The organism is Hyphomonas adhaerens MHS-3, from assembly GCF_000685235.1.
Lineage (GTDB): Bacteria > Pseudomonadota > Alphaproteobacteria > Caulobacterales > Hyphomonadaceae > Hyphomonas > Hyphomonas adhaerens.
On the sequence record NZ_ARYH01000001.1, the window covers coordinates 620,889 to 645,453 of the forward strand.

The 24,565-nt window shown below is 64.1% G+C and carries 26 protein-coding genes; 8 read left to right on the top strand and 18 right to left on the bottom strand.

Features of this window, described 5'->3' with window-relative positions:
* Position 1 precedes the first annotated feature (1 nt).
* Complete coding sequence (locus HAD_RS03045; RefSeq protein ID WP_035569364.1) at positions 2-1,279, bottom strand: MFS transporter; 1,278 nt, start codon at positions 1,277-1,279, stop codon at positions 2-4.
* 225 nt (positions 1,280-1,504) lie between these two features.
* Between HAD_RS03045 and HAD_RS17745 the strand changes: the two genes are divergently transcribed.
* From HAD_RS17745 to HAD_RS18525, 4 genes are read left to right on the top strand one after another with little or no spacing between them, the layout of a single operon-like run.
* Positions 1,505-3,796, top strand: coding sequence for a S8 family peptidase (locus HAD_RS17745; protein WP_156942141.1), 2,292 nt, complete (start codon positions 1,505-1,507; stop codon positions 3,794-3,796).
* Positions 3,797-4,387: a hypothetical protein gene (locus HAD_RS03055; protein ID WP_035569365.1), complete on the top strand. Its 591-nt coding sequence runs from the start codon at positions 3,797-3,799 to the stop codon at positions 4,385-4,387.
* Positions 4,388-4,392: 5 nt separating this feature from the next.
* Positions 4,393-5,043: a hypothetical protein gene (locus HAD_RS03060; RefSeq protein WP_035569366.1), complete on the top strand. Its 651-nt coding sequence runs from the start codon at positions 4,393-4,395 to the stop codon at positions 5,041-5,043.
* Entirely contained in the window at positions 5,043-6,329 is a 1,287-nt protein-coding gene (locus HAD_RS18525; protein ID WP_051595883.1) for a M23 family metallopeptidase, read from the top strand. Before HAD_RS03060 ends, HAD_RS18525 begins: the two co-directional genes overlap by 1 nt.
* A 6-nt stretch (positions 6,330-6,335) precedes the next feature.
* Here the strand turns inward: HAD_RS18525 and msrB are convergent, their stop codons facing one another.
* The 3 genes from msrB to HAD_RS03080 all read right to left on the bottom strand — a co-directional run bounded on the left by msrB (position 6,336) and on the right by HAD_RS03080 (position 8,131).
* Positions 6,336-6,872: a peptide-methionine (R)-S-oxide reductase MsrB gene (gene msrB / locus HAD_RS03070; protein WP_035569367.1), complete on the bottom strand. Its 537-nt coding sequence runs from the start codon at positions 6,870-6,872 to the stop codon at positions 6,336-6,338.
* A gap of 81 nt (positions 6,873-6,953) precedes the next feature.
* On the bottom strand, positions 6,954-7,193 hold the full coding sequence (locus tag HAD_RS03075) for a DUF2164 domain-containing protein (protein WP_035569368.1): 240 nt from the start codon (positions 7,191-7,193) through the stop codon (positions 6,954-6,956).
* Positions 7,190-8,131: a prephenate/arogenate dehydrogenase family protein gene (locus HAD_RS03080; protein ID WP_035569369.1), complete on the bottom strand. Its 942-nt coding sequence runs from the start codon at positions 8,129-8,131 to the stop codon at positions 7,190-7,192. Before HAD_RS03080 ends, HAD_RS03075 begins: the two co-directional genes overlap by 4 nt.
* Before the next feature lie 150 nt (positions 8,132-8,281).
* Between HAD_RS03080 and HAD_RS03085 the strand changes: the two genes are divergently transcribed.
* Positions 8,282-8,686: a DUF983 domain-containing protein gene (locus tag HAD_RS03085; protein ID WP_035569371.1), complete on the top strand. Its 405-nt coding sequence runs from the start codon at positions 8,282-8,284 to the stop codon at positions 8,684-8,686.
* Positions 8,687-8,696: 10 nt separating this feature from the next.
* Here HAD_RS03085 and HAD_RS03090 read toward each other — a convergent pair whose 3' ends face one another.
* Both HAD_RS03090 and HAD_RS03095 read right to left on the bottom strand, forming a co-directional pair.
* Positions 8,697-9,041: a P-II family nitrogen regulator gene (locus HAD_RS03090; protein WP_035569372.1), complete on the bottom strand. Its 345-nt coding sequence runs from the start codon at positions 9,039-9,041 to the stop codon at positions 8,697-8,699.
* 57 nt (positions 9,042-9,098) lie between these two features.
* Positions 9,099-9,842 carry a class I SAM-dependent methyltransferase gene (locus HAD_RS03095; RefSeq protein ID WP_035569373.1) on the bottom strand — a complete coding sequence of 248 codons (744 nt, stop codon included), beginning with the start codon at positions 9,840-9,842 and terminating at the stop codon, positions 9,099-9,101.
* Positions 9,843-9,880: 38 nt separating this feature from the next.
* Between HAD_RS03095 and gloB the strand changes: the two genes are divergently transcribed.
* Together gloB and HAD_RS03105 are read left to right on the top strand one after the other, a co-directional pair.
* Complete coding sequence (gene gloB / locus HAD_RS03100; protein WP_199285839.1) at positions 9,881-10,654, top strand: hydroxyacylglutathione hydrolase; 774 nt, start codon at positions 9,881-9,883, stop codon at positions 10,652-10,654.
* The gene (locus HAD_RS03105; RefSeq protein ID WP_035569374.1) at positions 10,654-11,100 is read left to right on the top strand and encodes a cupin domain-containing protein; all 447 of its coding nucleotides are present in this window, start codon (positions 10,654-10,656) and stop codon (positions 11,098-11,100) included. Before gloB ends, HAD_RS03105 begins: the two co-directional genes overlap by 1 nt.
* Before the next feature lies 1 nt (position 11,101).
* On the opposite strand, the gene HAD_RS17755 is transcribed toward HAD_RS03105, so the two are convergent.
* The 6 genes from HAD_RS17755 to cysS form a co-directional block, all read right to left on the bottom strand.
* Positions 11,102-11,914, bottom strand: coding sequence for a glycosyltransferase family 2 protein (locus HAD_RS17755; RefSeq protein WP_051595884.1), 813 nt, complete (start codon positions 11,912-11,914; stop codon positions 11,102-11,104).
* Positions 11,911-13,155 (bottom strand): O-antigen ligase family protein, encoded by a 1,245-nt coding sequence (locus tag HAD_RS03115; RefSeq protein ID WP_035569375.1) that lies wholly within the window; start codon positions 13,153-13,155, stop codon positions 11,911-11,913. The genes HAD_RS17755 and HAD_RS03115 overlap by 4 nt, the downstream gene beginning before the upstream one ends.
* 64 nt (positions 13,156-13,219) lie before the next feature.
* Positions 13,220-15,184 (bottom strand): threonine--tRNA ligase, encoded by a 1,965-nt coding sequence (gene thrS, locus HAD_RS03120; RefSeq protein WP_035569376.1) that lies wholly within the window; start codon positions 15,182-15,184, stop codon positions 13,220-13,222.
* Between the two features lie 389 nt (positions 15,185-15,573).
* Positions 15,574-15,921, bottom strand: coding sequence for a membrane protein insertion efficiency factor YidD (gene yidD, locus HAD_RS03125; RefSeq protein ID WP_035569377.1), 348 nt, complete (start codon positions 15,919-15,921; stop codon positions 15,574-15,576).
* Complete coding sequence (locus tag HAD_RS03130) at positions 15,905-16,363, bottom strand: iron-sulfur cluster assembly scaffold protein (protein ID WP_035571531.1); 459 nt, start codon at positions 16,361-16,363, stop codon at positions 15,905-15,907. Before HAD_RS03130 ends, yidD begins: the two co-directional genes overlap by 17 nt.
* Positions 16,364-16,424: 61 nt before the next feature.
* Positions 16,425-17,810 (bottom strand): cysteine--tRNA ligase, encoded by a 1,386-nt coding sequence (gene cysS / locus HAD_RS03135; protein WP_035569378.1) that lies wholly within the window; start codon positions 17,808-17,810, stop codon positions 16,425-16,427.
* A 362-nt stretch (positions 17,811-18,172) separates the two neighbouring features.
* Here cysS and folE point away from each other — a divergent pair, with 362 nt between their 5' ends.
* Positions 18,173-18,790 (top strand): GTP cyclohydrolase I FolE, encoded by a 618-nt coding sequence (gene folE, locus HAD_RS03140; RefSeq protein ID WP_035571532.1) that lies wholly within the window; start codon positions 18,173-18,175, stop codon positions 18,788-18,790.
* A 17-nt stretch (positions 18,791-18,807) separates the two neighbouring features.
* On the opposite strand, the gene HAD_RS03145 is transcribed toward folE, so the two are convergent.
* The 6 genes from HAD_RS03145 to HAD_RS03170 all read right to left on the bottom strand — a co-directional run bounded on the left by HAD_RS03145 (position 18,808) and on the right by HAD_RS03170 (position 24,558).
* Positions 18,808-19,536, bottom strand: a complete 729-nt coding sequence (locus HAD_RS03145; protein WP_241765286.1) for a sulfotransferase-like domain-containing protein — start codon at positions 19,534-19,536, stop codon at positions 18,808-18,810.
* An 8-nt stretch (positions 19,537-19,544) separates the two neighbouring features.
* Positions 19,545-20,474 carry an aminotransferase class IV gene (locus HAD_RS03150; protein WP_035569380.1) on the bottom strand — a complete coding sequence of 310 codons (930 nt, stop codon included), beginning with the start codon at positions 20,472-20,474 and terminating at the stop codon, positions 19,545-19,547.
* Complete coding sequence (locus tag HAD_RS03155; RefSeq protein ID WP_035569381.1) at positions 20,471-21,247, bottom strand: alpha/beta hydrolase; 777 nt, start codon at positions 21,245-21,247, stop codon at positions 20,471-20,473. The genes HAD_RS03150 and HAD_RS03155 overlap by 4 nt, the downstream gene beginning before the upstream one ends.
* A gap of 47 nt (positions 21,248-21,294) precedes the next feature.
* Positions 21,295-21,810 (bottom strand): RNA pyrophosphohydrolase, encoded by a 516-nt coding sequence (locus HAD_RS03160; protein ID WP_035569382.1) that lies wholly within the window; start codon positions 21,808-21,810, stop codon positions 21,295-21,297.
* Positions 21,807-23,129, bottom strand: a complete 1,323-nt coding sequence (locus tag HAD_RS17760; RefSeq protein ID WP_051595885.1) for a divergent polysaccharide deacetylase family protein — start codon at positions 23,127-23,129, stop codon at positions 21,807-21,809. The genes HAD_RS03160 and HAD_RS17760 overlap by 4 nt, the downstream gene beginning before the upstream one ends.
* Positions 23,130-23,223: 94 nt before the next feature.
* Positions 23,224-24,558 carry a S41 family peptidase gene (locus HAD_RS03170; protein WP_035569384.1) on the bottom strand — a complete coding sequence of 445 codons (1,335 nt, stop codon included), beginning with the start codon at positions 24,556-24,558 and terminating at the stop codon, positions 23,224-23,226.
* Between the last annotated feature and the right edge of the window lie 7 nt (positions 24,559-24,565).

Here is a 24,565-nt window from a genome sequence, read left to right on the forward strand (position 1 = left end):
CTCAGAGATCGGTTTCCGGATCGAACTCGCCCACGCCGTCGCGCAGGGCGTAGTAGGCGTAAACGGCCATGAAGATCAGCAGGCCGGACGCGATCATGAAGGGGATGTTCGCCCCGACATACTGGTAGACGAACAGGCCGAAGAAGGGCGTCACGATATAGCCCATCCCGTTCGCCGAAATGACCAGCCCGGCGACATTCCCCTGCAGCTGGGGCGACACGGCAAGCGACGCGCCGCTGGAAAAGCCCGGCCGGGCCAGCCCCTGCCCGAGCCCCAGCAGGAACTGCACCATGACCAGCGTGGCAAAGTCCTGCGCCACGATCATCAGCAGCGCCCCGCAGAGCAGCGGGATACAGCCCACCCACATCAGCGTCTTGTTCTTCAGTTTCAGGCGCGGGATCAGCACCAGTTGCGCCAGCAGCACGGCCATCGCGCCGACCGTGAAGGCCGGGCCGGTATACTGGGCCGCCTGCGCCCCGCCGACGTCCAGCTTGTCCATCACGGCAAAGACGAACACCTGCATCAGGATGCCGGTGGCCAGTGACAGGCAGACCGCAAACACCAGGAATGGCAGCACATCCCGCGAATGCCAGAGGCCGCGGGCATTGGTTTCGACATCCAGACGCGCAGCATCCGTCACCGGCTCTTTCTGTTCCGGCAGGCGGAACCAGATCATCGCCGACATGATGGCGGCGATCACCGAGGTCAGAAGCAGCGGACTGAGAATGCCGGCAAAGGCGACCAGCGCCGCGGCAAAGGCCGGGCCGACAACCGTGCCGACACTGAAGCCGGAAGAAATGAACGCGATCTCGTCGCGCCGCTCGGCCTGGCTTGTCCGGTCAGCGACATAGGCCTGCGCCGCCGGGTTCGCGCCGGATCCGAAGATGCCGAAAAAGGACCGTGAAACGGCGAGGCAGGCGAAAATCACGATAAAATTGGTGATCAGCCCCGACTTGGCAGCAAGCCCGGACAGGAACAGGAGCAGCATGGAGACGGAATAACCGGCAAGCCCGAGCGCCGCGATCGGCCGGCGGCCATACTGGTTGGACCGCTTTCCCCAGAACGGTGAGAAGACCGACCAGAAAAAGGCCGACAGGCCGAACACGGCCCCGGCCATCCAGTCCGGCAGGCCGACTTCCCGCGACAGCGGCGGCAGGACAGCCGCCATCAGCATCGTGTTTCCCGCCCCGATGGCCATGAGGCAGAAAAACAACAGGAAAAACGCGCCGCGGCGATCCGGGCGCGACAGGTCTGGCGGCTCCTTGCTCCCCTCGCTCATGCCCCTTCATCCGCCGCGTCTTGTGACTTGTCCAGACAGGAAAACTATCCCGCCCAATCATCACCCGGGGTCAACAGGGGCGCTCCGGGGGACGGTCACGGGCTGCTTTGACCTGCCAATAATTGCCTTTGGGTTGGACAGGACGGAAACGGCGTCATAATCTTTCCATAGGGTTAATTTAGGCGGGCTGGGATAGTGTTTGAGAAATTCACGGGGAACGTTCTCATGTCGAACCAGTCCACCAAATCAGCCCGCTGCCTGCTCGGAGCTGCGCTGACCAGCCTGCTACTCGTCTCGGCGTGTGACCAGCAGGGAGAGCGCCTCGAAAGGGCCCGCGAAATCGCGGATGCCTCCCTCAAGCAGATCACCGGCGAAACCATCGTCGATCAGGGCAAAAAAACAGATCCGATGCGGTCTGTCCCGGTCGAGGCCCGCGCGATTGCCGGCAAGGTGATCAGCGACATTTCCGGCCAGCCGACCAACAAGCCGGCCTTTGCCGTCCTGTCCGTCATCGCGAAGCCGGCCGACATTCCCCCTGCCGAAACAGCGGCGGAAATCGAAGGCGACACGCTGTACATGGAAGATGAGGCTGTCCTGGAGGAGGCCCTGGACGCGCCGGTGGCAGCTGCCCCGGCACCGGATGCGGGCGCCCGCGCCCCGGCCTCCCGCTCGCTGGAACTGTTCCAGCCGCAAGTGGGGATTTCCCCGCGTGTGAAACTCGACCCGAAAGCGCGGGAACAATCCCTGCAGCGGGTCGAGGAAGCGACCCAGGCAATGGAGACACGGGCGGGAGCCCAGCCTGCCCCGGTGACGCGAACGCGCTCACTACAGCCCCGCTCGCTGGAATCCGCCCCGGCCGAAGAGAAGATGGCCGCCCGCAAGATTGCCCGGCGTTCTCTGGTCACCCGTGATGCGATCGTCGCGCAGCGCGATGCCAATGCGGTGATGCTCGACACGCTGGCGAAGTACAAGATGAACGCCGAGGTCACCCTGTCGCGCGAAGGCCAGATGGTGATCCAGGTGGCCGGTGCCGGGCCGACCCTGTTCACCCCGGAAGACGCCAAGGACCCGACGCTCAGCTTCCTCGCCATCGACGAAGGCAAGGGATGTCCGGACCCGGACGATCTGGAAGCCATCGAGGCCGACCCCGTTCTGGCAACCAATTGCTTTGTCGATGACCTGCGCGCCTCCGGCCAGTTCGAATATGTCGAGAAGGATTTCATCTTCGAGAACCAGTTCGTCCGCCGTCCGCCGGAAGGCTCCCCCACGACGTCCGGCGGCGTGACGCCGGATAGCGGAACACCCTCCACCGGCACCACGCCGGCGAAGGTGGAAGTGACCCCGAACGATCCGCTCTGGGCGCTGCAATGGGACATGAAGCCGAGAGGCTCCGGCGAAGGCCAGTCGCTTGGCGGCGCCGGCTTCCAGGAGTTCTGGACCCGCCAGGGCATCGAGGGCTCCTCCGATGTCGTCGTGGCCGTGGTCGATACGGGCCTGCAGATGAACCATCCGGACATTGCCGCCTCGGCCAATATCGCGCCGGGCTGGGACATGGTCTCCGATCCGCGTATGGGCAATGATGGCGACGGCCGGGATTCCGACCCGAACGATCCGGGTGACCTGTGCAACCCCGCCGTGCCCGGCTCTGCCGACTCCTTCCACGGAACCCATGTCGCCGGCACCATCGGCGCGGCGGCCTCCAACAATGGCGCAGGCGTCGCGGGCGGCGCCTGGAACGTGAAAATCGTGCCGGTCCGTGCGCTCGGCAAATGCGGCGGGCGCCTGTCCGATATCAACGACGCCATCCGCTGGGCCGCGGGCCTGATCCCGGCTGAGGGCGAAGACGGCGGCGAAGTGTGGAACGACAATCCGGCCGACATCATCAATCTGTCGATCGGCCTCTTCGAATACTGCCCGGCCTCGCTGCAGGATGCGATCGACTCGGTGACAGACCGCGGCGCGGTCGTCGTCTCCGCTGCCGGCAATGCCCGGATCGACACCGCCTATTATGCGCCCGGCGGCTGTGACAATGTCATCTCGGTTGCGGCCGGGAACGCGCTGGGCGAGATCACGGCCTATTCGAATTTCGGCGACAATGTCGACATCCTCGCCCCCGGCGGGGAAATGGCCCGGGATGACGACAACGACTCCCGCCCGGACGGCATCCTCTCCACCAAGGCCTCGACCGATTGCTACGACCCGGTCACCGGCGAAGCGGTTGATGACTGCTACTATGCCTATGAGCAGGGCACCTCCATGGCCGCGCCGCACGTCTCGGCCGCCCTGGCGCTGCTGAAGGCCCGCGATCCGGAGGCCTCGTCGGATGAGCTTGTGTCGGAACTGCTCGCTGCCACCGATCCGCGCACGGACATGCAATGTGCCGGCCTCTGCGCCGACTATCCGGGCACGACCCCGATCGAAGGCTCTGACGGCATGTGCCGCCGGCCCTGCGGCGGGCGCATCCTGAACCTTGCAAATGTGCCGGAACTTGGCGGCACACCCGGCGGTGGAGACTGAATGAGCGACGGCCAGCCCCCCGTACATTTCGGCGGTCCGCTTGGACTTGCGGGCCTGGCCATGCTGGCCGGGGCGACAGGCCTCTTCGTCATGGCCGGGTCCGGCGGACCCACACCCGCCCCCCAGCCAGCGGTAGCGCAGGCCTCCGCGCCTGGGAAAGTGAAACCGGTTCCCGACCTCCATCCGGGCGACGCCCTGCCCGTGGTCCGGCCGGCGGAACTGCCTGCCTCGGCCGAAACGAAACAGCCGGCGGACACGAAGCTCGCCCAGCTCAGCCCGGACGGGTCGGAAATCGTCTATATCGTCCGCATCAAGGGCGAGCCGGAGATCGACGTCATCTCCCGCAATTTCAAGCGCGACCGCGCCGCCGCCGACATCGCCTGGGCCAATCTTCAGTCGCGCAATCCCGTGCTGCAGGATTTCCAGCTCGTCGGCGCCAGCTATTCCGGTGAGATCCGGCTGGGCTATCGCCTGCCGCCCGGCCTTGAGCCGACCCGCGCAACCATCAATGAAATTCAGAGCCGGATCATGCAGCTCGACAGTGTCGCCTATGCCGATCCGGATTATGTAGCCCAACCCGGAAAGGAATAAATGCCATGAGGAAGCGGATTGCCATTGCCCTGGTGCCCGCCTGCGCCCTGCTGGGCCTTGCTGGCTGTGACAAGTTCATCCGTGGCATGGGGGACGACGCCGGAACCGAGATGTCTGCGGCAGAGGACACCGCACCGGCAGACCAGGCCGACGCGACCCCCGCCAAAGAGGCTGACATCCCCGTCTATGCCCAGGCCGTGAGCGAGGAAGCGACGATTGACTGGCTGGCCGCGCGCGACGATGTCGCGTCCAATTCCGGCAGTGACGGCAATTTCATGGTCGCCGCGCAGGAAGGCGATGCGCCGCCGGTGCCGGTCATGCTGCCGTCAGGCATTGTCCTGCCGCAGGGCGCCGAGTCGGATGTGAAGTTCCAGCCGCTCAGTGATGGCTATTTCGCTTTCTATCCCGGCACGGATTACAACATCGTCGTCAATGGCACGAACGAGATCATCGGAGAGCGCACGCCCGGCACCACCGAGACACCGATGCGCTTCATCCCGACCATGAGCGGCGCGCAAGTCGCCTTCACCAAGTATGGCGCGGATTATCTGATCGAATTCGAGTGCACGCACGCAGATGGTCAACATGCCGATTGCATCAGCGAGGAAGACGCCCTGTCGATCGCGGATTCCCTTGTGGCCGTGAGGTCGCGCTGATGATCCAGACACGTTCCCTCCTGCTTGGCGCCGCCGCGCTGCTGACCCTGTCGGCCTGTGACTTCATCCGCTTCCCGGGCGATGGCGGCCCGCCGCCCGTGACACCGGACTCCGGACCGGCCGTGCCGCCGGGTGCGCCCGGCCCGCCGCCGCCATCGGCGCCCGTCGCAGACCCGTACGGCGATGGCGACCAGCCATCCGCCCCGGATACAAGTACGGATACGGACACGCCAGATACCGGGCCAGATACTGGGCCAGACACGCCTGACACGGGGACCGTTGATACCGATCCCGGCACGGACACACCTGCCGATACGCCAGACTCCGACGTGCCAGATACAGACACGGATGCCCCCGGCACCGTGGATACCGGTCCCGATACGTCAACGGATACGCCAGCGGACACACCTGCTGACACACCGGACGATACCTCTGCCGATACGCCGCCCGACACACCGCCCAGTACGCCGGATGACTCGACCGATACGGCAGATACCGACACGGCGCCGCCAGCCGATACGCCGGGCACGACAGAACCGCCTGCCCCGGTCGAGCCGGCCTTTTCCTTCTATTCCCCCGGCGCGCTGCTGCCCGGCACGGGTGAAGGCGCTGAAGCCGAGATGATCTTCGCGCCGGACATGGTCTTCCCGATCAAGGACTCGCCCGCCTACCTCCAGTCCATGGTGTTCACCTTCGGGGGCGGCATGGTCGGCGGCGACCAGTGCGATGCACGGAATTTCGACTATCCGTGGCGGGACAATTTCTGCGAAACCCGCACCTCCAACCGGAACTCGGCCTATTGTCCGATCAGCAGGATCCACCAGGGCCAGGATATCCGCGTTGGCACGCCGGAGAGCTGCCGGGCGGAACGTTCTACCCCGGCGGCTGACCGGACGGCGCATGAAGTTGTCGCCGTGGAAGACGGCATCATCTCCAATGTCGGTTCGTATAGCGTGAACCTGCGCTCGGGCGGGCGGATCTACAAATACCTGCACCTCAACATGAAGAAGCTGGCCGTTTCCATCGGCGATACGGTGCAGGCCGGTGACACGATCGGCTATGTCTCCAATGATTTCGGCGGCACGCCCACTGTGCTGCACCTGCATTTCGAGATCACGCAGAACAATGGCAATGGCGGCTGGGACTATGTCCCGCCCTACACGTCACTGGTGGCGGCTTATGAGCGGCGCGAGAACGGCCCCGGCGAGCTGATTGACGATGGCGATGTGGCGATTGCGTCCGTCCCGGCCTTCGTGATTCCGGAAGGCGCCGAGATCATCGAATAGGGTGGATCAGGCAGGCCGGAAGGTCAGCGCCACGCCATTGTTGCACCAGCGCTCGCCCGTCGGCGGGGGCCCGTCCTTAAAGACGTGGCCCTGATGGCCGAGGCAACGGGCGCAATGGTATTCCGTGCGCGTATAGAACAGCTTGTGGTCTTCCTTGGTGCCCATCGCGCCCGGAAGGGGTTTCCAGAAGCTGGGCCAGCCGGTGCCGGAATCGAATTTCGTCTCCGATGAGAAGAGCGGCAGGTCGCATCCGGCGCAATGATACGTGCCGTCGCGCTTTTCATGCTCCAGCGGCGATGTGAAGGCCCGTTCGGTGTCTTCCTGGCGCAAGACGGCAAAGGCCTTCGGGCTCAGCCGGTCCTTCCACTCCGCCTCTGACAGGCTGCGCCATTCGCTATCGGCATAAGGGTCGTCTGCCGCGCCGTCCGCCCCGGTCTCGGCGAGGGCCTTGCGCGAGCCACCCGAACAGGCGGCGATGACGAGGGACGCCGTGCCCGCAAGCAGGAGGTGGCGGCGGGAAAGCAGGGAAGATGTCTGTTTCATGCCTCTTGCTTACGCCCGAAACGCCCTCGCAGGCGACACAAATTCATGTGAGGTTGCGTGAGCGCCCCACCGATGGCCGCGTCACACGCCACCGTCGACCCAGACTTCGCCGGCAAGGTCATCCAGCTTGCCCTGGAAATGCGCGCGGACATCTTCCACGGCCTGATTGTAGACCGCCGGTCCCAGCTGTTTCAGCATCAGGTCGATCACGGCCTCGGCGCGGAAGCCGCTCAGATCCTCGTCAAACTCCTCGGCAAACAGGCGCTGCAGATGGCCTGCAAGCGCCTCGCGCCGGTCGTCGGAGAGGGTCAGCGGTTTCATGCCTCGTCTTTAGCACCATTCCGGTTCCGGCCGAAGTTCACCGCGCCGGAATCCTGTCCGGCGTCGATGATGGCCTTGCGGATCGTCCGGGCACGGGAAAACTCCTGCATCAGCAGGTCGCCGTCGCCCCAGCGGATCGCCCGCTGCAGGGCGGCAAGGTCTTCGGAGAACCGGCCCAGGCATTCCAGCACCGCTTCCTTGTTGTTGAGGAAGACATCGCGCCACATGACCGGGTCGGAAGCCGCGATGCGGGTAAAGTCCCGGAAACCGCCTGCGGAGAATTTCACCACTTCGCCCTGCTCCACCGTTTCCATGTCGAATGCGGTCGAGACGATATTGAAGGCGATCAGGTGCGGCAGGTGGGAGGTGATGGCCAGAACCCGGTCATGCCGGCCGGGGTCCATGGTTTCCACCTTGGCGCCCAGGGCGGTCCAGAACGCCGTCAGGCGCTGCACGGCCTCGGCATAGGCCTCGTCCTTGCCGTCCTGCGGGGTCAGGATGTGCCAGGCATCGCGGAACAGGGTCGGGAAGCCCGCTTCCGGGCCGGATTGTTCCGTCCCGGCAATCGGGTGCCCCGGAATGATCTGCACCGCGCCATTATCGGCAGAGGCCAGCGCCTCGGCGGCCTGTTTCTTGACCGATCCGACATCGGTCAGGATCGCCCCGGCTTTCATGTGCGGCACGGTTGCCTGCGACACCGGCGCGAGCACGCCCACCGGCACGCAGAGAAAGACGCAGTCCGCATCCTTCACCGCTTCCGCCAGCGTTTCGGTCACATTTCCGAGATCGAGCCCCGCCGCCCGGGCGCGCACATCGTCGCTGGAATCATAGAGCGAGACGGCCCCGGCCGCGCCATAGGCCTGAGCGGCCCGCGCGATGGATGAACCGATAAGGCCCGCGCCAACAATGGCGATCCGCTCGAATATGGGGTCTGGCATCTGGGGTATTCCGTCTTGCGAATTACAGCCCGCTCTGGTGGGCAATCGGGCCCCGCCCGTCAAGGCCCGCCCGGGCATGCGTGCCATCTGTCGCATTGAAGTCTGCCGGTGCCGGCCCGATGTGTCGGCTCAGTCCCCCGGAGTCCGCCCATGTCGAAACCCTCTCCCATCCTGTCCGGCCTGCAGCTGAAATGCGGCAATTGCGGCGAAGGCAAGCTGTTCAAGAGCTATCTGAAGCTGCATGACGCCTGCCCCGTCTGCGGACGGGAGATGAGCAATGACGACACGGCCGATGGCCCGGCCTTCTTTGTCGGTTTCGGCGTGCTGATCCTGACAGCGCCCTTCATCTTCATCCTGCCGATGATTTCGATGCCGCTGGGCTTCAAGATCCTGGCCTTTGTCGTGATGTGTGCCGTCATGATCGGGCTGATCCTGGCGCTGCTGCCCATCGCCAAGGCGATCCTGCTGAACCTGCAGCTGCACCACGGCGCGACAGAGGTCAAAGCGACCGATGTCAAAGCCCGCGATGCCGACGTGGACGGAAACCCGTCCTGAGGCGTTTGCCCTAGCCGGAAACGGCCAGTTCGTCGCGTTCGCCGGTGCGGATGCGGATGACGGAGCCAAGGTCCAGAATGAAGATCTTTCCGTCGCCGATGGTCCCGGTATTGGCCGCCTGGATGATGGCATCGGCAAACCGATCGGCCGCATCGTCTGCGCAGGCGACCTCCACCTTCACTTTCGGAAGGAGGCGCACCTCATACTCTGCGCCGCGATACACTTCGGTCTTGCCGAGCTGGCGGCCATAGCCGCGCACCTCTGAAACGGTCAGTCCGGTGGCCCCGACTTCGGAAAGCGCATCGATCACTGCGTCGAGCCGGCTGGGCTTGAAAATGGCTGTCACAAGCTTCATGGCGCTTTCCCTTAATAGTTGCTGCAGGTGCGAAGTATCTGCCGGTAATATGACACGTCAATGACTTTCGCGCTTTGGGGAGGGTACAGGACGCGGAATCCGTACCTTTTCGGTGACAGGTGCGGGCGCCCCGCCGCCGGGCCGCGCGTAGAGCCGTTTGACGGCTTCAACCAGTACAACCCCGCCAAAACCGGGCGCAATCAGGCTGCCGATCGCCTCCCAGCCTTCAGCGGCAGAGGTCACCAGCCCGGCCGACACCGGCGGCATGTAGAGCGCGCTGCTCGATGCGGTGACCTGGAACAGGCCCGACGACAGGAGGTTCATCAGCTGCGAGCGCGTCCATGGCCGGCCCTGCCCGAACGGGGTGCGCGTCGCCCGCGCCCACAGCCCGCCCCGGTTGGCCGCCGCCAGCACGATGCGCCCTTCCGGCGCCGTGATGCGCCAGATCTCCCGCAAATAGGTGCGCGGATTGCCCGTCTCTTCCAGCCCGTGCAGCACGATCACCCGGTCGAACATGCCATCGGGAAAGGGCAATCGGTCATCGCCGACCCCGACGCTGGCATTGCCGCGGCCGGAATAGTCCCACTTCACGGGGCCATGCTCGTGCGGCACGGCCGCGACGATGCGCGACGGCGCCTCGCCAAAGGCATCCAGCACCGGAATCGCAAACCCCAGCCCCAGCAGCGACAGGCCGCGCGCTTCGCCCCACAAATCTGTCAGCTTGCCTGAAAGAACGCGCGCAGCCGCCTGCCCCAGCGAGGCGCTGTAAAAGCGTTCGAGCGTGACGGCATCCTGACGCATGGGCTTCCCTGTGCTAGGCCGGTCTGCAGGAGACACAGATGACCAAGATTACCCTCGACGTACACCAATTTCCCTGCCTGAACGATAATTACGGCTATCTCGTGCATGAAGCCGTTTCAGGCGAAACAGCTGCCATCGACACGCCCGACGCCGACAAATACCTGGCCGAGGCAAAGCGGATGGGCTGGACCATTACCCACATCCTCAACACGCACTGGCACCCGGATCATGCCGGCGGGAACCTGAAGATCAAGGACGAGACCGGCTGCACGATCTATGGCCCGGCAGGCGAAGCGGAGAAGATCCCCGGCATCGATGTGAAGCTGACCGAAGGCGACATGGTGGAGTTCGGCCGCGCGACCGCCCGCGTGCTGGACGTGCCCGGCCACACGCTGGGCCACATCGCCTATCACTTCGCCGACCAGAATGTTGCCTTTGTCGGCGATGCCCTCTTCGCGCTTGGCTGCGGTCGCGTCTTCGAAGGCACGATGGACATGATGTGGGCGAGCCTCTCCAAGCTGAAAGCCCTGCCGCCGGAAACGCTGGTCTATTGCGCGCATGAATACACGCAGGCGAACGCCCGCTTCGCCGAGACGGTCGAGACCGGCAATGCCGACCTTGCCGACTACATCAAGGATATCGACGCACGCCGCGCCAAGGGCCAGCCAACCGTGCCGACCCGGCTGGCGAAGGAACTCGCCACCAATCCGTTCCTGCGCGCGGATGTGCCGGACCTGCAAACCGCCATGGGCCATCCGGGCGATGCCGTCGCCACCTTCGCTGAAATCCGCAGCCGCAAGGACAGCTTCTGATGCAGGCCATCTCCGGTGATCTCGGCGCGCGGGAGGTGATCCGTCTCCTGAACATGGCGCCACATCCGGAGGGGGGCCATTTTGTGGAAACGTTCCGCGCCCCCGCCCTGCCCGGCTACCGCCCGGCCTCGACACTCATCCATTTCCTGCTGCAGGCCGATGAAGTCTCCGCCTGGCACAAGGTGGATGCCGACGAGATGTGGCTGTGGCAGGCGGGCGGGCCGCTGGTGCTGACCATCGCCACGCCGGAGGGAACAGAACCCGGCGCCGTCACGCTCGGGCCGGATCTGCGCGCAGGGCACACCCTGCAGGGCGTCGTGCCCGCCCATCACTGGCAGGCCGCCGAAACGCTGGGCGCCTGGACGCTCGTCTCCTGCGTGGTGGCACCGGGCTTTGACTTTGCAGGCTTCGAACTCGCCCCGCCGGACTGGCGGCCAAAAGCCTGACCTAACCGCGCAGCCGCATGGCGAGGCCAATCAGCGGCACCATCAGCGCGGCGGCGAATTTCTCCCCCGGCGTCTTTGCGAACTTGCGGAAGTAGCGCTTCAGGCTGGCCACCTTGTGCGCCTGCACCTTGTCCCGCGGCGCGTCGGACGTGGACGTGTAGTGCAGCGCGCCGGCCTTTGGCTGGTAGGTCACAGAACCGCCCGCCTCGATGGCGCGGCGGCAAAGGTCCACATCTTCGACATGCAGGAAATAGGCTTCGTCGAACCCGCCGAGGGCCTCATAATCCGCCCGCCCGATCAGGAAGAACGCGCCGGAGATGGCCCCGACACGCACCGGCCCGTCCGGTTCCGGCGTGCCGTCCAGCGTCCACTTTCCCAGACCGATGGCATTCCAGAGCGTCAGCGTATTGCGCCGGGCGCCGCGCTCTTCCCGACCGGTCAGACCGAAGATCCGTCCGCCCACAATGGCGGGCCGGGGGGCGTCCTGCAGGGCGCCGGTCAGGGGCGCCATCGCGCCGCGCTTGATGACGCAATCGGGATTGCAGGCCAGCAGCAGGTCGCCGCGGGCTTTCGCCGCCGCGCGGTTCATGGCCGTACCGAATCCCGGATTGTCGCCCTGGCGGATCAGCGAGGCCTTCGGGCAGGCCGCCACGAACCGGTCGATCCAGGCCTGCTCGCCCGGCGGATTGCCATTGTCGACAAGGATGATCTCGGAGATGTCCGCATCGCCTTTCAGGGCGTAGAGGCATTCATGCAGGCGCGGCCCGGTCTGGTAAGTCACCACGAGGGCGCTGATGGCGGACAGCGGGCTCAAAGCGACTCCCGCTGGCGTTTGGACAGCAGGATGATGGCAACGGCCGCCAGCGCAAGGCTCGACCAGAAGGCCTCATTCCACATGCTGTAGGCAAAGTTGAACAGGCTGAACGCGACGCCCGTCATGCCGGCGATGGCGTACCGGATATCTTCCCGCATCTTGTCCGGCTGCGGCAACCGGAACCCCAGCAGGACCAGCGAGAACCCGACAAGAACCGCGCCGATCATGCCCGTCTCGGCCCAGATCTGCAGCGCCATATTGTGCGGATGCCCCGGCACGACCTTGTAGGCCGCCCAGAAATCCGGCAGGCGGGCCAGCCAGTCCGGATGGTCGGCATAGGTATCTTCCCAGGTCTTCGAGGCGGAAATGCCATGCCCGGTGACAGGCCGCTCCGCGATCTTCCCGATCACGATATGCCAGGCCCAAGCCCGCGACTGGAACGACGCCGGCAGGTGAATATTATACGCCTCCAGCAATCTCAGCCCTGTGCCGATCACCATCGGCGCAGCGGCGATATAAGCCCCAATGGCGGTGAACAAGGCCCGGAAGCCGTGCACCGGCAGCGCCCGGATCAGGCCCATCGCCGCCATCATGAAGACCAGGCCGATCACCGCGCTCTGATTATCGAGACGCGTGAAGAACAGGAGGCTGGTCACAACAAGCAGTGCGATGACGGGCTTCCAGAAGAATTGCGGGCGAACCGACAGATAGGCGATCAGGACCGGCAGGATCAGGGCGAAGGCATTCGCATTGCGCCCCAGATTCTGGACGCCGGACGCCACGTCGACCGGATCCGTGCCATAGATGGCGGTCAGGAGCGGCCCGGCAAAGATCGTGGTGATCGCCAGGATCAGGCCCTGCGCCGCGAAGGCGCCCAGCATGACCCGGGTCGAGACCTGCGCCCGGCCATCGGCGATGCGCATGGCCCCGCCGACCGCCAGCAGAGCGAAGGCGGCTGTCAGGAAAATCCGGACGCTGGACGCCTTCACGCCAAAATTGCCTTCCATCAGGCTGCCGCTGATCAGGCCGGTGGATACCGGCGACCATGCCTCGCCGATGACGACCCAGATAACGAAAAGGATCGCGGGAATCGCGTACAGGGCCGGTGGCCATTTCGGCCGGGCCAGTGCCAGCGCCGGCAGGGCCGCCAGCCCCAGAAGCGGGGCATAGCCCTGCCCGCCAAGCACGCCCATGATCGGCCAGAGCACGAAGGCAGCAGCAAGCACAGGCGCATAGGACATGAGTCGCACGCTTTTTCCTCTCGCCCCGTTTTCAGCTGCCCAGGTTCAGCCGTTCAGATAGGTTTCAGGCCTTCAGGTCAGGCGCAAGGCCTTCCTGTGACAGGACGGTGGCCGCCTCGTCGAGCGCGATGATCTGCTGGCCGTTCGACCCGAGCCGGCGCAGCGCCAGCGTCCGGTCTTCGGCCTCACGCCCGCCAACCACGGCGATCACCGGCACTTTCTGCACCGAATGCTCGCGGACCTTGTAGTTGATCTTCTCATTGCGAAGATCCGTCTCGACCCGCAGGCCCGCCTTGCGCAGGGCGGCCGCGGCCTCCTCGGCATAATCGTTCGCCGCATCCGTAATCGCCGCCACGACGACCTGAACCGGCGCAAGCCACATCGGGAAGGCCCCGGCATAGTTCTCGATCAGGATGCCCATGAAGCGTTCGAACGTGCCGAACACCGCGCGGTGCAGCATGACCGGGCGGTGCTTGCCGCCGTCGGAGCCTGTATATTCCGCATCCAGACGTTCCGGCAGGACATAGTCCAGCTGGAACGTGCCGCACTGCCACGTCCGCCCGATGGCGTCCGTCAGGTGGAATTCGAGTTTCGGGCCGTAGAACGCCCCCTCGCCTTCCGCGATCTCGAATTCGAGACCGGCTTCCGTCAGGGCGTCGGCCAGCGCCTTTTCGGCGCGGTCCCAGTTTTCGTCCGTTCCGCCGCGCACTTCGGGGCGCGTCGCCAGCTTGTAGGAAATCTCCGTCAGGCCGAAATCATTGTAGACGCGGGAGAACAGGCTGAGGAAGCGCAGCGTCTCCTCGCCGATCTGGTCTTCCCGGCAGAAGATGTGGGCATCGTCCTGCGTCATCTGGCGCACGCGCATCAATCCGTGCAGCGCGCCATGGGGCTCGTTCCGGTGACAGCAGCCGAACTCCGCCATGCGGATCGGCAGGTCACGGTAAGACCGCTGGGCATTCTTGAAGATCTGGACGTGGGCCGGGCAATTCATCGGCTTCAGCGCCATCAGGCTCGTCTCGGCCGGGATCTTCACCTCGTCCTCATCCGTGTTCGGAATGAAATCCGGCACCACGAACATGTTCTCGCGGAACTTGTCCCAGTGGCCGGACTTTTCCCAGAACACCGAGTCGAGCAATTGCGGCGTCTTCACTTCCGTATAGCCGTCGGCATCCTGCTGGCGGCGGATATAGGCCTCCAGCTGGCGCCAGATCATGAAGCCTTTCGGGTGCCAGAAAACAGAGCCCTGCGCTTCCGGTTGCAGGTGGAACAGGTCCAGCTGCTGGCCGAGCTTCCGGTGATCGCGCTTCTCGGCTTCTTCCAGGCGGTGGAGATGGGCCTTCAGGTCCTTCTCGTTCGCCCAGGCCGTGCCGTACATGCGCTGCAGCATCTCGTTGTTGGAGTCGCCGCGCCAATAGGCCCCGGCCAGCTTCATCAGCTTGAACGCTTTCGGCAGCTTGCCCGTCGATGGCAGGTGCGGCCCGCGGCAGAGATCGAACCAGTCGCCCTGCTTGTAGACCGTGATGGCCTCGCCCGGCGGGATGATGTCGTCGATGATCTGGGCCTTGTAGTCTTCGCCGATCTTCTTGAACGTCTCGATCGCGTCTTCCTTGTCCCAGACTTCGCGCACGATCGGGTAATCGGCATCGATGATCTGCGACATCTTCTTTTCGATCTTCTCGAAATCGTCCGTGGAGAACGGTTCTTCGCGGGCGAAGTCGTAATAGAAGCCGTCATCGATGACCGGGCCGATCGTGACCTGCGTGTCCGGGTAGAGGTCCTGGACGGCCTGCGCCAGCACGTGGGCGGCGTCGTGGCGGATCAGTTCCAGGCCTTCCGGGTCGCGGCTGGTGATGATGGCCACCTGGGCATCGCCCTCCAGCGGGCGGACAAGGTCCCACATCTCGCCATTCACTTTGGCGGCGAGGGCCTTCTTGGCGAGGGATTTGGAAATGCTCTCGGCCACGTCGAGGGGCGAGGCACCTTCGGCATATTCCCGCTCTGAGCCGTCGGGCAGCGTTACTTTGATCATCGGTCTTCTTCTTCGATTTCGGTCGCCCGCACGGGGCGTAAATTTCCAAGGGCCCGGAATGCCTGATGTGAATGCCTTATGCGGCGGTTTGCTTAGCGCTTCTTTACCGCTTTTCCCACCCTCAAAACGGGCGGGGTGCAGTCAGGCGGCTTCCGGGAAGGGAATGAGCCATAGATGGTCCATAGACGGTGTATAGAAGGTCCTGTTGAGGGTGTTCCGGCCGGACCGGACGCACGTTTCAGGCTGAACCATTCAGGGCTCGGTTTTGGGCTTTTGGCGGGTGCATGAGGCGGGCGCGCACAGATGTGCGGGCCGAAGGCGCGTCAGGCACCCCGGCGGGTTCGTGTGGTCAGAGCGGTGATCAGACGAAAATCCATGCCTGCGATATGTCACGCCTCGGGGTGTTTTTCAACTCGCTCGGCGTGCGGGCCCATTCTGCGTCCGGTCCAGTCGCCATAACGCCAGGGTTGCCAGAGCGGGATGTCCGGCTTTGTCTCCGGCGGCGGGTCGCAGCCCATCGTGCCGCCCGGGCGGCAGCGCAGGAACCGCGCCAGCGTCATCCAGAAGCCCGGCCACCAGCCAAAGCGGGAGATGCATTCGGCCCCGTATTCACTACAGGTTGGGGTGTGCTGGCACCGCGCCCCGAAGGCCCACATCACCTGGCTGGGCCCATGCTTGTAGACCCAGAGCAGCCCGTAGGCTGCCCGGCGGCGGAGGCTGTTATTCGGCGGCTTCACGGGCGGCGGCGCGCTTTTGCAGCGCCTCTTCAATGGCGGCCACAGCCGCGTCGAAGGCGAGCATGGTGGAGGCGTGGCGGGGCGGGTAATCGGCCACGGGTTCCAGATGGCGCAGTTCCCAGAAGCGGCCTTCGGGCGGCGGGCCGCCGTCTTTCAGCATGGCTTTCAGGGCATCGCGCGTGGCGATGATCTCGGAGATCGGCGCTCCGGGGGCGTGTTCGGCCAGGATCGACGTTGCCGCCTGCCCGAGGGCGCAAGCCTTTGGATCGACAGCGATTTCCGTGACGGTTTCGCCCGCTTCGTCCAGCTTCAGGTCGACATGCACGACCGATCCGCAGACGCGGGACACCTTGGTCACCGAGCCTTCGGCATCGGCCAGACGCCCGACATGCGGGATCTCGGCAGCCAGTTCGAGAATGCGGTTGTGGTAAAGCTCGCTCATCGCGCGGAAGATGGCCCTGCCCTTCCGCCAGCGCAAGGCGGCGAAAGGGCATCCGGCATCCTTACACCCGGCGCCAGGTCGAGCCGCCTGCCCCGTCCATGATCTCGATGCCTTCGGCGGCGAGTTCATTGCGGATCCGGTCGGCCTCGGCCCAGTCCTTGTTTGTCCGGGCATCGACACGGGCCTGAACCAGCGCATCGATGCGGGCATTGCCGTCTTCATCGCTGCCCTGTTCCCAGTCTTTCGGCGACTGGGTCAGCAGGCCCAGCAGCTTGCCGGCGGCCAGCAGGTTCGCTTTCGCATTGGCCATGGCGGCAGCGTCTTTCTGGTCGGCCGCCGTGTTCGCTTCCCCGGCAAGGCGGGAGAGTTCGGCCAGAGCCTCCGGCGTGTTGAGGTCATCCTCCAGCGCGCGCACAACGCCCGTGTCACGGGCCTCGCCGCCGTCGGCCTCCCACACCCGGCGCAGGGCGCCATAGATCCGGTCCAGCGTCGTCTTGGCCTGTTTCAGCAGGTCTTCGGTCCAGTCCAGCGGGGCGCGGTAATGCCCGCTCAGCATGGCCAGGCGCAGCACTTCGCCCGGCCATTTCTGCAGCAGGTCATGCACCAGCACGACATTGCCGAGCGACTTCGACATCTTCTCCCCGCCCATGTCGAGGAAGCCATTGTGCAGCCAGTAATTGGCCATCACCTCGCCATGCGCGCATTCGGACTGGGCGATCTCGTTCTCATGATGCGGGAATTGCAGGTCTATGCCGCCGCCATGAATGTCGATCGTCTTGCCAAGGTGCTTGGCGGCCATGGCGGAGCATTCGATATGCCAGCCGGGACGTCCCCTGCCCCACGGGCTGTCCCAGATCGCATCTTCCGGCTCGCCCGGCTTGGCGAATTTCCAGAGGGCAAAGTCGGCCGGGTCGCGCTTGTCGGCGTCCACTTCGACGCGGGCGCCGGCCTCATTGTCTTCCAGCTTGCGGCCGGACAGTTTGCCATAGTCCGGCATCTGCTTGACGGAGAACCAGACGCCTTCCTTGCCGACATAGGCATAGCCCTTGCGCACCAGCTTGCCGATCATGTCGATCATCTCGGGCACATGGCCCGTGGCCCAGGGCTCGATGCTCGGCGGCAGCACGTTCAGCGCCGCCGTGTCGTCATTGTAGATCCCGGCAAATTTCTTCGTGATGTCCGCGATCGGCTCGCCGGTTTCCAGCGAGGCCTTGATGATCTTGTCCTCGATGTCCGTGATGTTGCGGGCATAGACAACGGCCTCTGCACCATAGCTGCGGATCAGAAGGCGGCGCAGCACATCGAACACGATGGGCGGACGCGCATTGCCGATATGGGCGTAATTATAGACCGTGGGGCCGCAGACATACATCGTCACGCGTTTGGGGTCCTGCGGCTTGAATACGCGTTTTTCACGCGCAGCGGTGTCGTAAAGGCGGATGGTCATATGGGTCTCTGGATCGGGTGTGTTCGGGAAATTTCCGGCAGGGTCAGCGTTTGACAGCCCTAATGGCGCGTTGTGGCCTCAGCGGCAACAACAGGCGCAGCAACAAGGGGAAAATGCGCGAACGAACATGGGCCGGGCGATACCAGTTGACGCGGCGAAAGGCAACTGAAGGCTGATCCACTTACGCGCCGTAACCGTAGAATCCGCTGGAAACCGGGGCTTTGCCCCACTATGTTCCTGATTATCGCCCTGAGGGTACAAACTCCGGGCGGGCGTTAAGTCCGGGCAGAAGGCGTAAAAGACCTTCAAGGGACGCCCCGGCTCGACCCCCGTCCCTCAGTCGAAGGACTCCAAACATGGCAATGGACGCCATCACACCAAAGAATGAAGTTGCACGCGCGGATACCGTGAACCGGCCTTCCCAGGAAGAAGCCGAGGAAGCGGTTCGCACGCTGATCGCGTGGGCGGGGGACGACCCGGCCCGTGAAGGCCTGATCGATACGCCGAAACGCGTGGTCAACGCCTACAAGGAATGGTTCTCCGGTTATACCGAAGACCCGGTCAAATACCTCTCCCGCACCTTCGAGGACGTTCAGGGCTATGACGACATCGTCATGCTGCGCGACATCGATGTCGAGAGCCATTGCGAGCACCATATGGCGCCCTTCCTCGGCAAGGCCTATGTCGCCTACATGCCGACCGAAGCGGTTGTCGGTATCTCCAAACTGGCCCGCGTGGTGGAGATTTTCTCCAAGCGCCTGCAGACGCAGGAAACCATGACGTCCCAGATCTGCGACGCCATCACCGAAAGCCTCGCCCCGATGGGCACAGCCGTTCTGATCGACGCCGTACACGAGTGCATGTCGACCCGCGGCGTGCACCACAAGGACGTGTCCACGATCACGACGCAGTTCACCGGCGTGTTCAAATCGGACGCAGACCTGCGCAACCGCTTCCTGCGGATGACCGGCCGCGGCTGAGGCTTAACGGCCCTGCATCAAACGTGATTTTGAAGGAGGCGCTCGTAACTTTCGAGCGCCTCCTTTTCGATGTCCGCGGCCTTGCCTGTATGCTCCGGCAGCGGCCCCGGCGGCGCGCCGAAACCTGAGGATTTCCACACGGCGTCATACCAGTGCGGCGCCCAGGCGCCGTCCTCCGGCTTTGCGCCCGGTGCCCAGCCGAGCATGGCCGGATCCCAGTCAATGCCGAGCGCATCGCAAAGGCGCGGCAGCACTTCAGGCGGATCGGCCAGCAGCCGGTCGGAGTCCACAACAGGTGGGACCTTGCCGGTCCGCTCGGTGATCTCCCGGTAGAGCCACTCCTGCTGGGGCACGCCGATGGCGTCGAGGCTGACATCGCCCATTTTCTTCGTATAGGACGCGATCACGCGGCCGGGATGGCGAACGAGAAACGCATGGCGCAGGCCGCTCACCCAATCCAGCGGAAAGCTTTTCAGCATGTGATGGGTCATCTGTTTCTGGTATTGCAGCGTCTTGCCCGGCGGCAGCGGGGCCAGCAATTCGCTTGCGACGACAGCCGGGTCAGACGATTGCGAGGCGAGGATTTCTTCCTGCATCGGGTGCACCTCCCCCGCCGCGGCCAGCCAGGCCGCATAGAAAGGCTCGTCCACGCAGACCGCTTCCGGCCGCGCGCCAAAGCTGCGCATCATCGTGGTCGACATGTTGCGCGGGCCGGACCACATGGCGATCCGGATTGTCTGTGTCACGTCCACACTCATGCAATCGGGGTCAGGCTACGGGCCTGCAGGGCCTTGTAGGCCTCACGGATTTTCTGTGAGACGGGGCCATCGATCAATTCGATGGACCGTCCGTCCACCTCCCGTACCGGCGTGACACCGGCGAACGTGCCGGTGATGAAAGCCTCATCCGCCGAATAGACATCGAACAGGGAGAAGCGCTTCTCGAACACCGGGATGCCGGCCTCCCGGCAGACCTTGATGATGTTGGCGCGGGTGATGCCGCCCAGGCAATATTCCGGCGGACTGGTCCACACTTCCCCCTCCCGCACGATGAAGAAATGCGTGGAGTTGCAGGTCGCAACGAAGCCGAGCGGGTCCAGCATCAGTGCTTCGTCGGCACCGGCCTTGTCGGCCTGTATGCAGGCCAGGACGCAATTGAGTTTCGAATGTGAGTTGAGTTTCTGGTCCTGCTCGGCCGGGCCTGTCCGGCGCACATGCACGGTGAACAAGGTCACACCCGTCTCCACGATTTCCGGGACCGGCGACTTGTATTCCGGAATGATCACAATGGTCGGCTGGGTGATCGTGAAGCGCGGCCCCTGGTAAGGGGTTTTCTTGATGCCGCGCGTGACCATCAGGCGGATGTGGACGCCATCCTCCATGCCGTTGGCCTTCAGGCAATCTGTCAGGCGCGCCGTCAGCGCCTCCTTTGTCAGGCCGATATCCATGTCGAGCGCCTTGGCCCCGGCCCACAGGCGTTTCAGATGCTCCGGCAGGAACGCGATGCCGCCATCCATGACCCGCAAGCCTTCCCAGACGCCATCGCCCAGGATGTACCCGCTGTCGAAGACGGACACGACGGCTTCGTCCCGCTTCTTGAGTTCACCATTCACCGAAACCAGAATGTCCGCATTGCGCGGATCGGTGAGATAATCGTGAACGCCGTGCGCGTCGTCTTCCATCATGCGTCTTCTTTCACGCGCGTGCGGGCCAGCCAGCCGGCAATATCCGCGGCGACGTTATCCGTTCCCGGTTCATCGACAATCCAGTGCCCGTTCTTCGGATATTCCATGAAATCCCCGGCGACGGGCGCGCGGCTGTATTTCTCGCCCACCTTGCGGACGGCAGACGCCAGCGTTGCACGGTCCTTGCCGGCGGCAATCGTCAGCGTGGGGATTTTGATCCGGGATTCATCAATCTCCACGCCGTCGGTCAGGTCGCCATAGACTTTTCCGGAATCGTAGAGCGCATGGGAATAGATCTCTTCCCTGAGGCGTTTGGGCACACAATTCGTCACGCCAAAGTCAAAGCCTGTCCGCCAGACCTTGTAGGATTTCTTCCGGTTCTGCTGGATCAGGATGTTCAGGAAAGTGAAGGCCACGCTCGGACCGATCACCGCACACCCCTTTGGCTGGGCCGGCGTCAGGAAGACAGCCTGGGACACATCCCCCTTCTCGGCCAGCACCTGTGCGATCAGGCCGCCCATCGAATGGCCGATCACGGCGGGCTTCTCACCGGTTGCCTTTTCGATCTCGTGCGCCTTCGCCGACATGGCCGAGATATAGTCATCGAGACCAAGCTCGCTGAGCGACGCGGGCGGGTTCGTTTTCACGCGGCGGCCGGAAAACAGGGTTGGCGCTTCGCATGTCCAGCCATCGGCTTCGAAGGCCGGGATCATCCGGTCCCACACATCGCCGCCGCATCCGACGCCGTGAATCATCAACAGTGTTTTCGTCATGCCCCTCTCCGTTCCTTCCGGCCTCTGAAACGTCAGGCGGCCGGGTTTCAGCCCTGAGGCACCTTGCCGCCCAGAACCGGCTCCGTCCAGCGGTCGAAGCGTTCGGCCACTTCTGCGTAAACCGGCCGCTTGAACGGAACGACGAGGGCGGGCGTCTCTTCCAGCCGGGCCCAGCGCCAGGCATCGAATTCAGGCGTGTGCCGGTCCAGCCGCACATCGCTGTCAGATCCCTTGAAGCGGAAGGCGAACCATTTCTGCCGCTGGCCCAGATACGGTCCCGGCAGACGCTTTTTCAGGTCCGGCGGGAAATCGTAATACAGCCAGTCTTCGGTTTCCTGCAGCGTATCGACCAGTTTTGCCGGAACGCCGACTTCTTCTTCCAGCTCTCTCAGGGCAGCCGCGGCAGGCTCCTCGCCCTTGTCGACCCCGCCCTGCGGCATCTGCCACTGGAAGGATCCGCGCCCGTTGATACGACGGCCAATGAACACGTGCCCGGCCTTCGAAAAGAGCGCCAGGCCGACATTCGCGCGATAGCGATCGGGATCCTGCTTAACCTGTGTCACCCGTGAGGATTTACAGGAGGCTGCGCAAGGCTGCCAGTGCGGACACTGTCTTCGGCTGGATTTTCCGCGGACGAGGCGGTCGCCGCCAGGGCCGAGACCGGCGCAAGAACGATGCCCTTCTGGTCCAGGCTAGCCGTCCAGGCTTTCACCATTTCAATGGTGATCGGGAACGCATAGCCCGCGCCCAGGGCGGCGCCGTGCTCCAGCGCCTGGCTTTCCAGTTCCATGAACTCGGCGGAGATATCTTCCGCAGACAGTTTCGCGTCGATCGCCGAATCCGCACGCACATAACGCAGGCGCGTCTCGCCACTCAGTTGTTTCATGTTCGCCGCATTCAGGCCGCCATCGTCGATAAAGGCGAGGCCCCGTTCGGAGACAGCCTCCAGAACCGGCTTCATCGCGGCTTCGTCGTCACCAATCTTGGAGCCTTGCGAATTGATCAGGCCGAAATAGCCGGTGGACCGGCTGAGAATGCGGTCAAGGCGGGCCTTGTTGCGGGCTTCGTCCTCGCTGGCCAGCAGCGTCAGCGGATGCATTTTCATCCGGCCGTAATCATAGGCCTCCATCGGCGTCTCGATCAGCACTTCATGACCGGCGGCGCGGGCCCGATTGATCCAGAGCTGAAGACTGGTCGCGTCCGGCGCGAAAGACAGCGTCACTTCCGGCGGCAGTTCGTCGATGGCAGATTTGGTATGGGTCGCATTGATGCCGAGCCCGCCAACCACAACCGCCACGACCGGCTTGTTGCCTGTGTTGATGAAGGGCCGGGCATACGCATCCGCCGGGGCCCGTCCTTCAGGCGAGATGCGCGGCAGGGTCATGCCGTTCAGGCGCTCGGTCAGGCCGGCAATCGGGGCCCGCTCCAGCGAGGCAACCCGGGTGACTTCGCCATAGGATTCGCCGGGTTTCACCAGCTTGCCATTGATCCGCACGCCCGTTGTATCGGCGTCCCCTTCCCCGACCACAGCGTCAGGACCCACAGCTGCCATCGCGCGTTCATCAGGGGCATCGATGCCAAGATCGGGCCCGAGATCCGGCAAGTCGCCGGATCCGGTTTCATCGGCATAGTCCGGCGTTTCGAGGGTCTGGTTTGCTGTGACGATGTCAGTTTTCAGGCGGGTCTTCAGCGGCGGGACCGCGGAATTCGTCGTGTCGAACAGGGCAAGTGTCTGCTTCGGGCCCGCCTCGGACGGATCTCCCATCAGGATGACGGCAGCGCCCAGCGCGCCCGCTATCCCGCCAAACACCAACAGGCTGAGACCCGTATGCAAAACGCCTGCGCGCAGCGGTGACGGCTCAGCATCCCGGCGATTTGCCATGTGGCAACCTCGTAATCCAATCTAGTCGACTCTGAACGACCAGAATTGCATCATTCCGGTTAACAGGTTGCAAACGAAGGTTAACCGATTGCTGTTATCCGGCCCGCTTCAGGCCTGTGCTGGCCGTGATGGTGCCGTCCTTCAGCATCTGCTTCGCACGCTCCAGCTGGAAGTCTTCGCCTTCATAGCCTTCCGGCGGCTGCTCGTCCGGCATCGTCAGGGCATGACGCTCCGCACCTTCCTCATTTGCCAGGGCATGCGGCAGGTCGGCTTCGGAGAAACGCCGGATCTTGGCCAGTTCTTCCTCTGTGAGGCGCGCCGGCGAGATCGACACGTCCGGCTCGATGCCAAGCGCCTGGATCGAATGGCCCGATGGCGTGTAGTAGCGCGCCGTGGTCAGGCGCAGGGCACCGCGGTCGGCGCCCAGCGGAATGACGGTCTGGACTGATCCCTTGCCGAAGCTGGTTGTCCCCACGATGGTTGCGCGGCGGCGGTCCTGCAGCGCCCCGGCCACGATTTCGGACGCCGAGGCAGACCCGCCATTGATCAGCACGATCAATGGCACGCCTTTGAAGACCTCGCCATTGTGCGCCATATAGCTTTGCATGTCGGTGGCCCGGCGTCCCTGCGTTGAGACGACTTCGCCGCCCGACAGGAACATGTCGCTGACCGAGACGGCCTGGTCGAGCAGACCGCCGCCATTGTTGCGCAGGTCGACAATGATGCCGCGCGGGCGTCCGCCGGTTTTCTCGGAAATTTCGTTTACGGCAGCTTCCAGAAGCGGCGTGGTGCGTTCATTGAACGTCGCGATGCGGATATAGCCGATATCCTCGTCATCGAGCTGCCAGGTGACGGATTTCTGTTCGATCACTTCACGGGTCAGCGTCACGTCGAACGGGTCTTCCCCTTTGCGCAGCACGCTGATTTCGATCTGCGTGCCCTTTTCGCCGCGCATCTGTTTGACCGCTTCGTTCAGCGTCTGGCCGATGATCGGAAGGCCATCGATGGCCGTGATCAGGTCGCCTGGCTGGATGCCGGCGCGGCTGGCAGGCGTGTCGTCCATCGGCGAGATGACTTTCACGAAGCCGTCTTCCATGGTCACTTCAATGCCAAGGCCGCCATATTCGCCCGAGGTCTGGACCTGCATGGACTTGAAATCGTCGGCGTTGAGGTAGCCCGAATGCGGGTCCAGCGAGGTCAGCATCCCGTTGATGGCGGCTTCCATCGCTTCCGGCTCGTCGATTTCGGTCACATATTCCTGGCGCGCCCGGGCCAGGATTTCAGCAAACAGTTCCAGCTGCTGGTAGGTCACCGTGCGCGGATCGGTTTGCGGGGGCGTGGCTTCCTGCGGGGCCGCGATGGCGGACAGTCCAACTGCCGTCGCGCCGAGGATCAAACCAACTCCGGTGCCAATCAGCAATGAACGCATTTTACAA

Excerpts from the sequence above, each read along its gene's own strand:
- HAD_RS03095 (WP_035569373.1), bottom strand. The coding sequence starts at position 9,842 with ATGCGTCAGGATGCCGTCACGCTCGAACGCTTTTACAGCGCCTCGCTG.
- cysS (WP_035569378.1), bottom strand. The coding sequence starts at position 17,810 with ATGACCATCCGCCTTTACGACACCGCTGCGCGTGAAAAACGCGTATTC.
- HAD_RS03090 (WP_035569372.1), bottom strand. The coding sequence starts at position 9,041 with ATGAAGCTTGTGACAGCCATTTTCAAGCCCAGCCGGCTCGACGCAGTG.
- HAD_RS03130 (WP_035571531.1), bottom strand. The coding sequence starts at position 16,363 with ATGAGCGAGCTTTACCACAACCGCATTCTCGAACTGGCTGCCGAGATC.
- HAD_RS03170 (WP_035569384.1), bottom strand. The coding sequence starts at position 24,558 with ATGCGTTCATTGCTGATTGGCACCGGAGTTGGTTTGATCCTCGGCGCG.
- HAD_RS03085 (WP_035569371.1), top strand. The coding sequence starts at position 8,282 with ATGTCGAAACCCTCTCCCATCCTGTCCGGCCTGCAGCTGAAATGCGGC.
- HAD_RS03150 (WP_035569380.1), bottom strand. The coding sequence starts at position 20,474 with ATGATGGAAGACGACGCGCACGGCGTTCACGATTATCTCACCGATCCG.
- HAD_RS03080 (WP_035569369.1), bottom strand. The coding sequence starts at position 8,131 with ATGCCAGACCCCATATTCGAGCGGATCGCCATTGTTGGCGCGGGCCTT.
- thrS (WP_035569376.1), bottom strand. The coding sequence starts at position 15,184 with ATGATCAAAGTAACGCTGCCCGACGGCTCAGAGCGGGAATATGCCGAA.
- HAD_RS03045 (WP_035569364.1), bottom strand. The coding sequence starts at position 1,279 with ATGAGCGAGGGGAGCAAGGAGCCGCCAGACCTGTCGCGCCCGGATCGC.
- HAD_RS17760 (WP_051595885.1), bottom strand. The coding sequence starts at position 23,129 with ATGGCAAATCGCCGGGATGCTGAGCCGTCACCGCTGCGCGCAGGCGTT.
- HAD_RS03115 (WP_035569375.1), bottom strand. The coding sequence starts at position 13,155 with ATGTCCTATGCGCCTGTGCTTGCTGCTGCCTTCGTGCTCTGGCCGATC.
- msrB (WP_035569367.1), bottom strand. The coding sequence starts at position 6,872 with ATGAAACAGACATCTTCCCTGCTTTCCCGCCGCCACCTCCTGCTTGCG.
- HAD_RS17745 (WP_156942141.1), top strand. The coding sequence starts at position 1,505 with ATGTCGAACCAGTCCACCAAATCAGCCCGCTGCCTGCTCGGAGCTGCG.
- HAD_RS03105 (WP_035569374.1), top strand. The coding sequence starts at position 10,654 with ATGCAGGCCATCTCCGGTGATCTCGGCGCGCGGGAGGTGATCCGTCTC.
- gloB (WP_199285839.1), top strand. The coding sequence starts at position 9,881 with ATGACCAAGATTACCCTCGACGTACACCAATTTCCCTGCCTGAACGAT.
- HAD_RS03155 (WP_035569381.1), bottom strand. The coding sequence starts at position 21,247 with ATGACGAAAACACTGTTGATGATTCACGGCGTCGGATGCGGCGGCGAT.
- HAD_RS03060 (WP_035569366.1), top strand. The coding sequence starts at position 4,393 with ATGAGGAAGCGGATTGCCATTGCCCTGGTGCCCGCCTGCGCCCTGCTG.
- HAD_RS03055 (WP_035569365.1), top strand. The coding sequence starts at position 3,797 with ATGAGCGACGGCCAGCCCCCCGTACATTTCGGCGGTCCGCTTGGACTT.
- HAD_RS18525 (WP_051595883.1), top strand. The coding sequence starts at position 5,043 with ATGATCCAGACACGTTCCCTCCTGCTTGGCGCCGCCGCGCTGCTGACC.
- folE (WP_035571532.1), top strand. The coding sequence starts at position 18,173 with ATGGACGCCATCACACCAAAGAATGAAGTTGCACGCGCGGATACCGTG.
- HAD_RS03075 (WP_035569368.1), bottom strand. The coding sequence starts at position 7,193 with ATGAAACCGCTGACCCTCTCCGACGACCGGCGCGAGGCGCTTGCAGGC.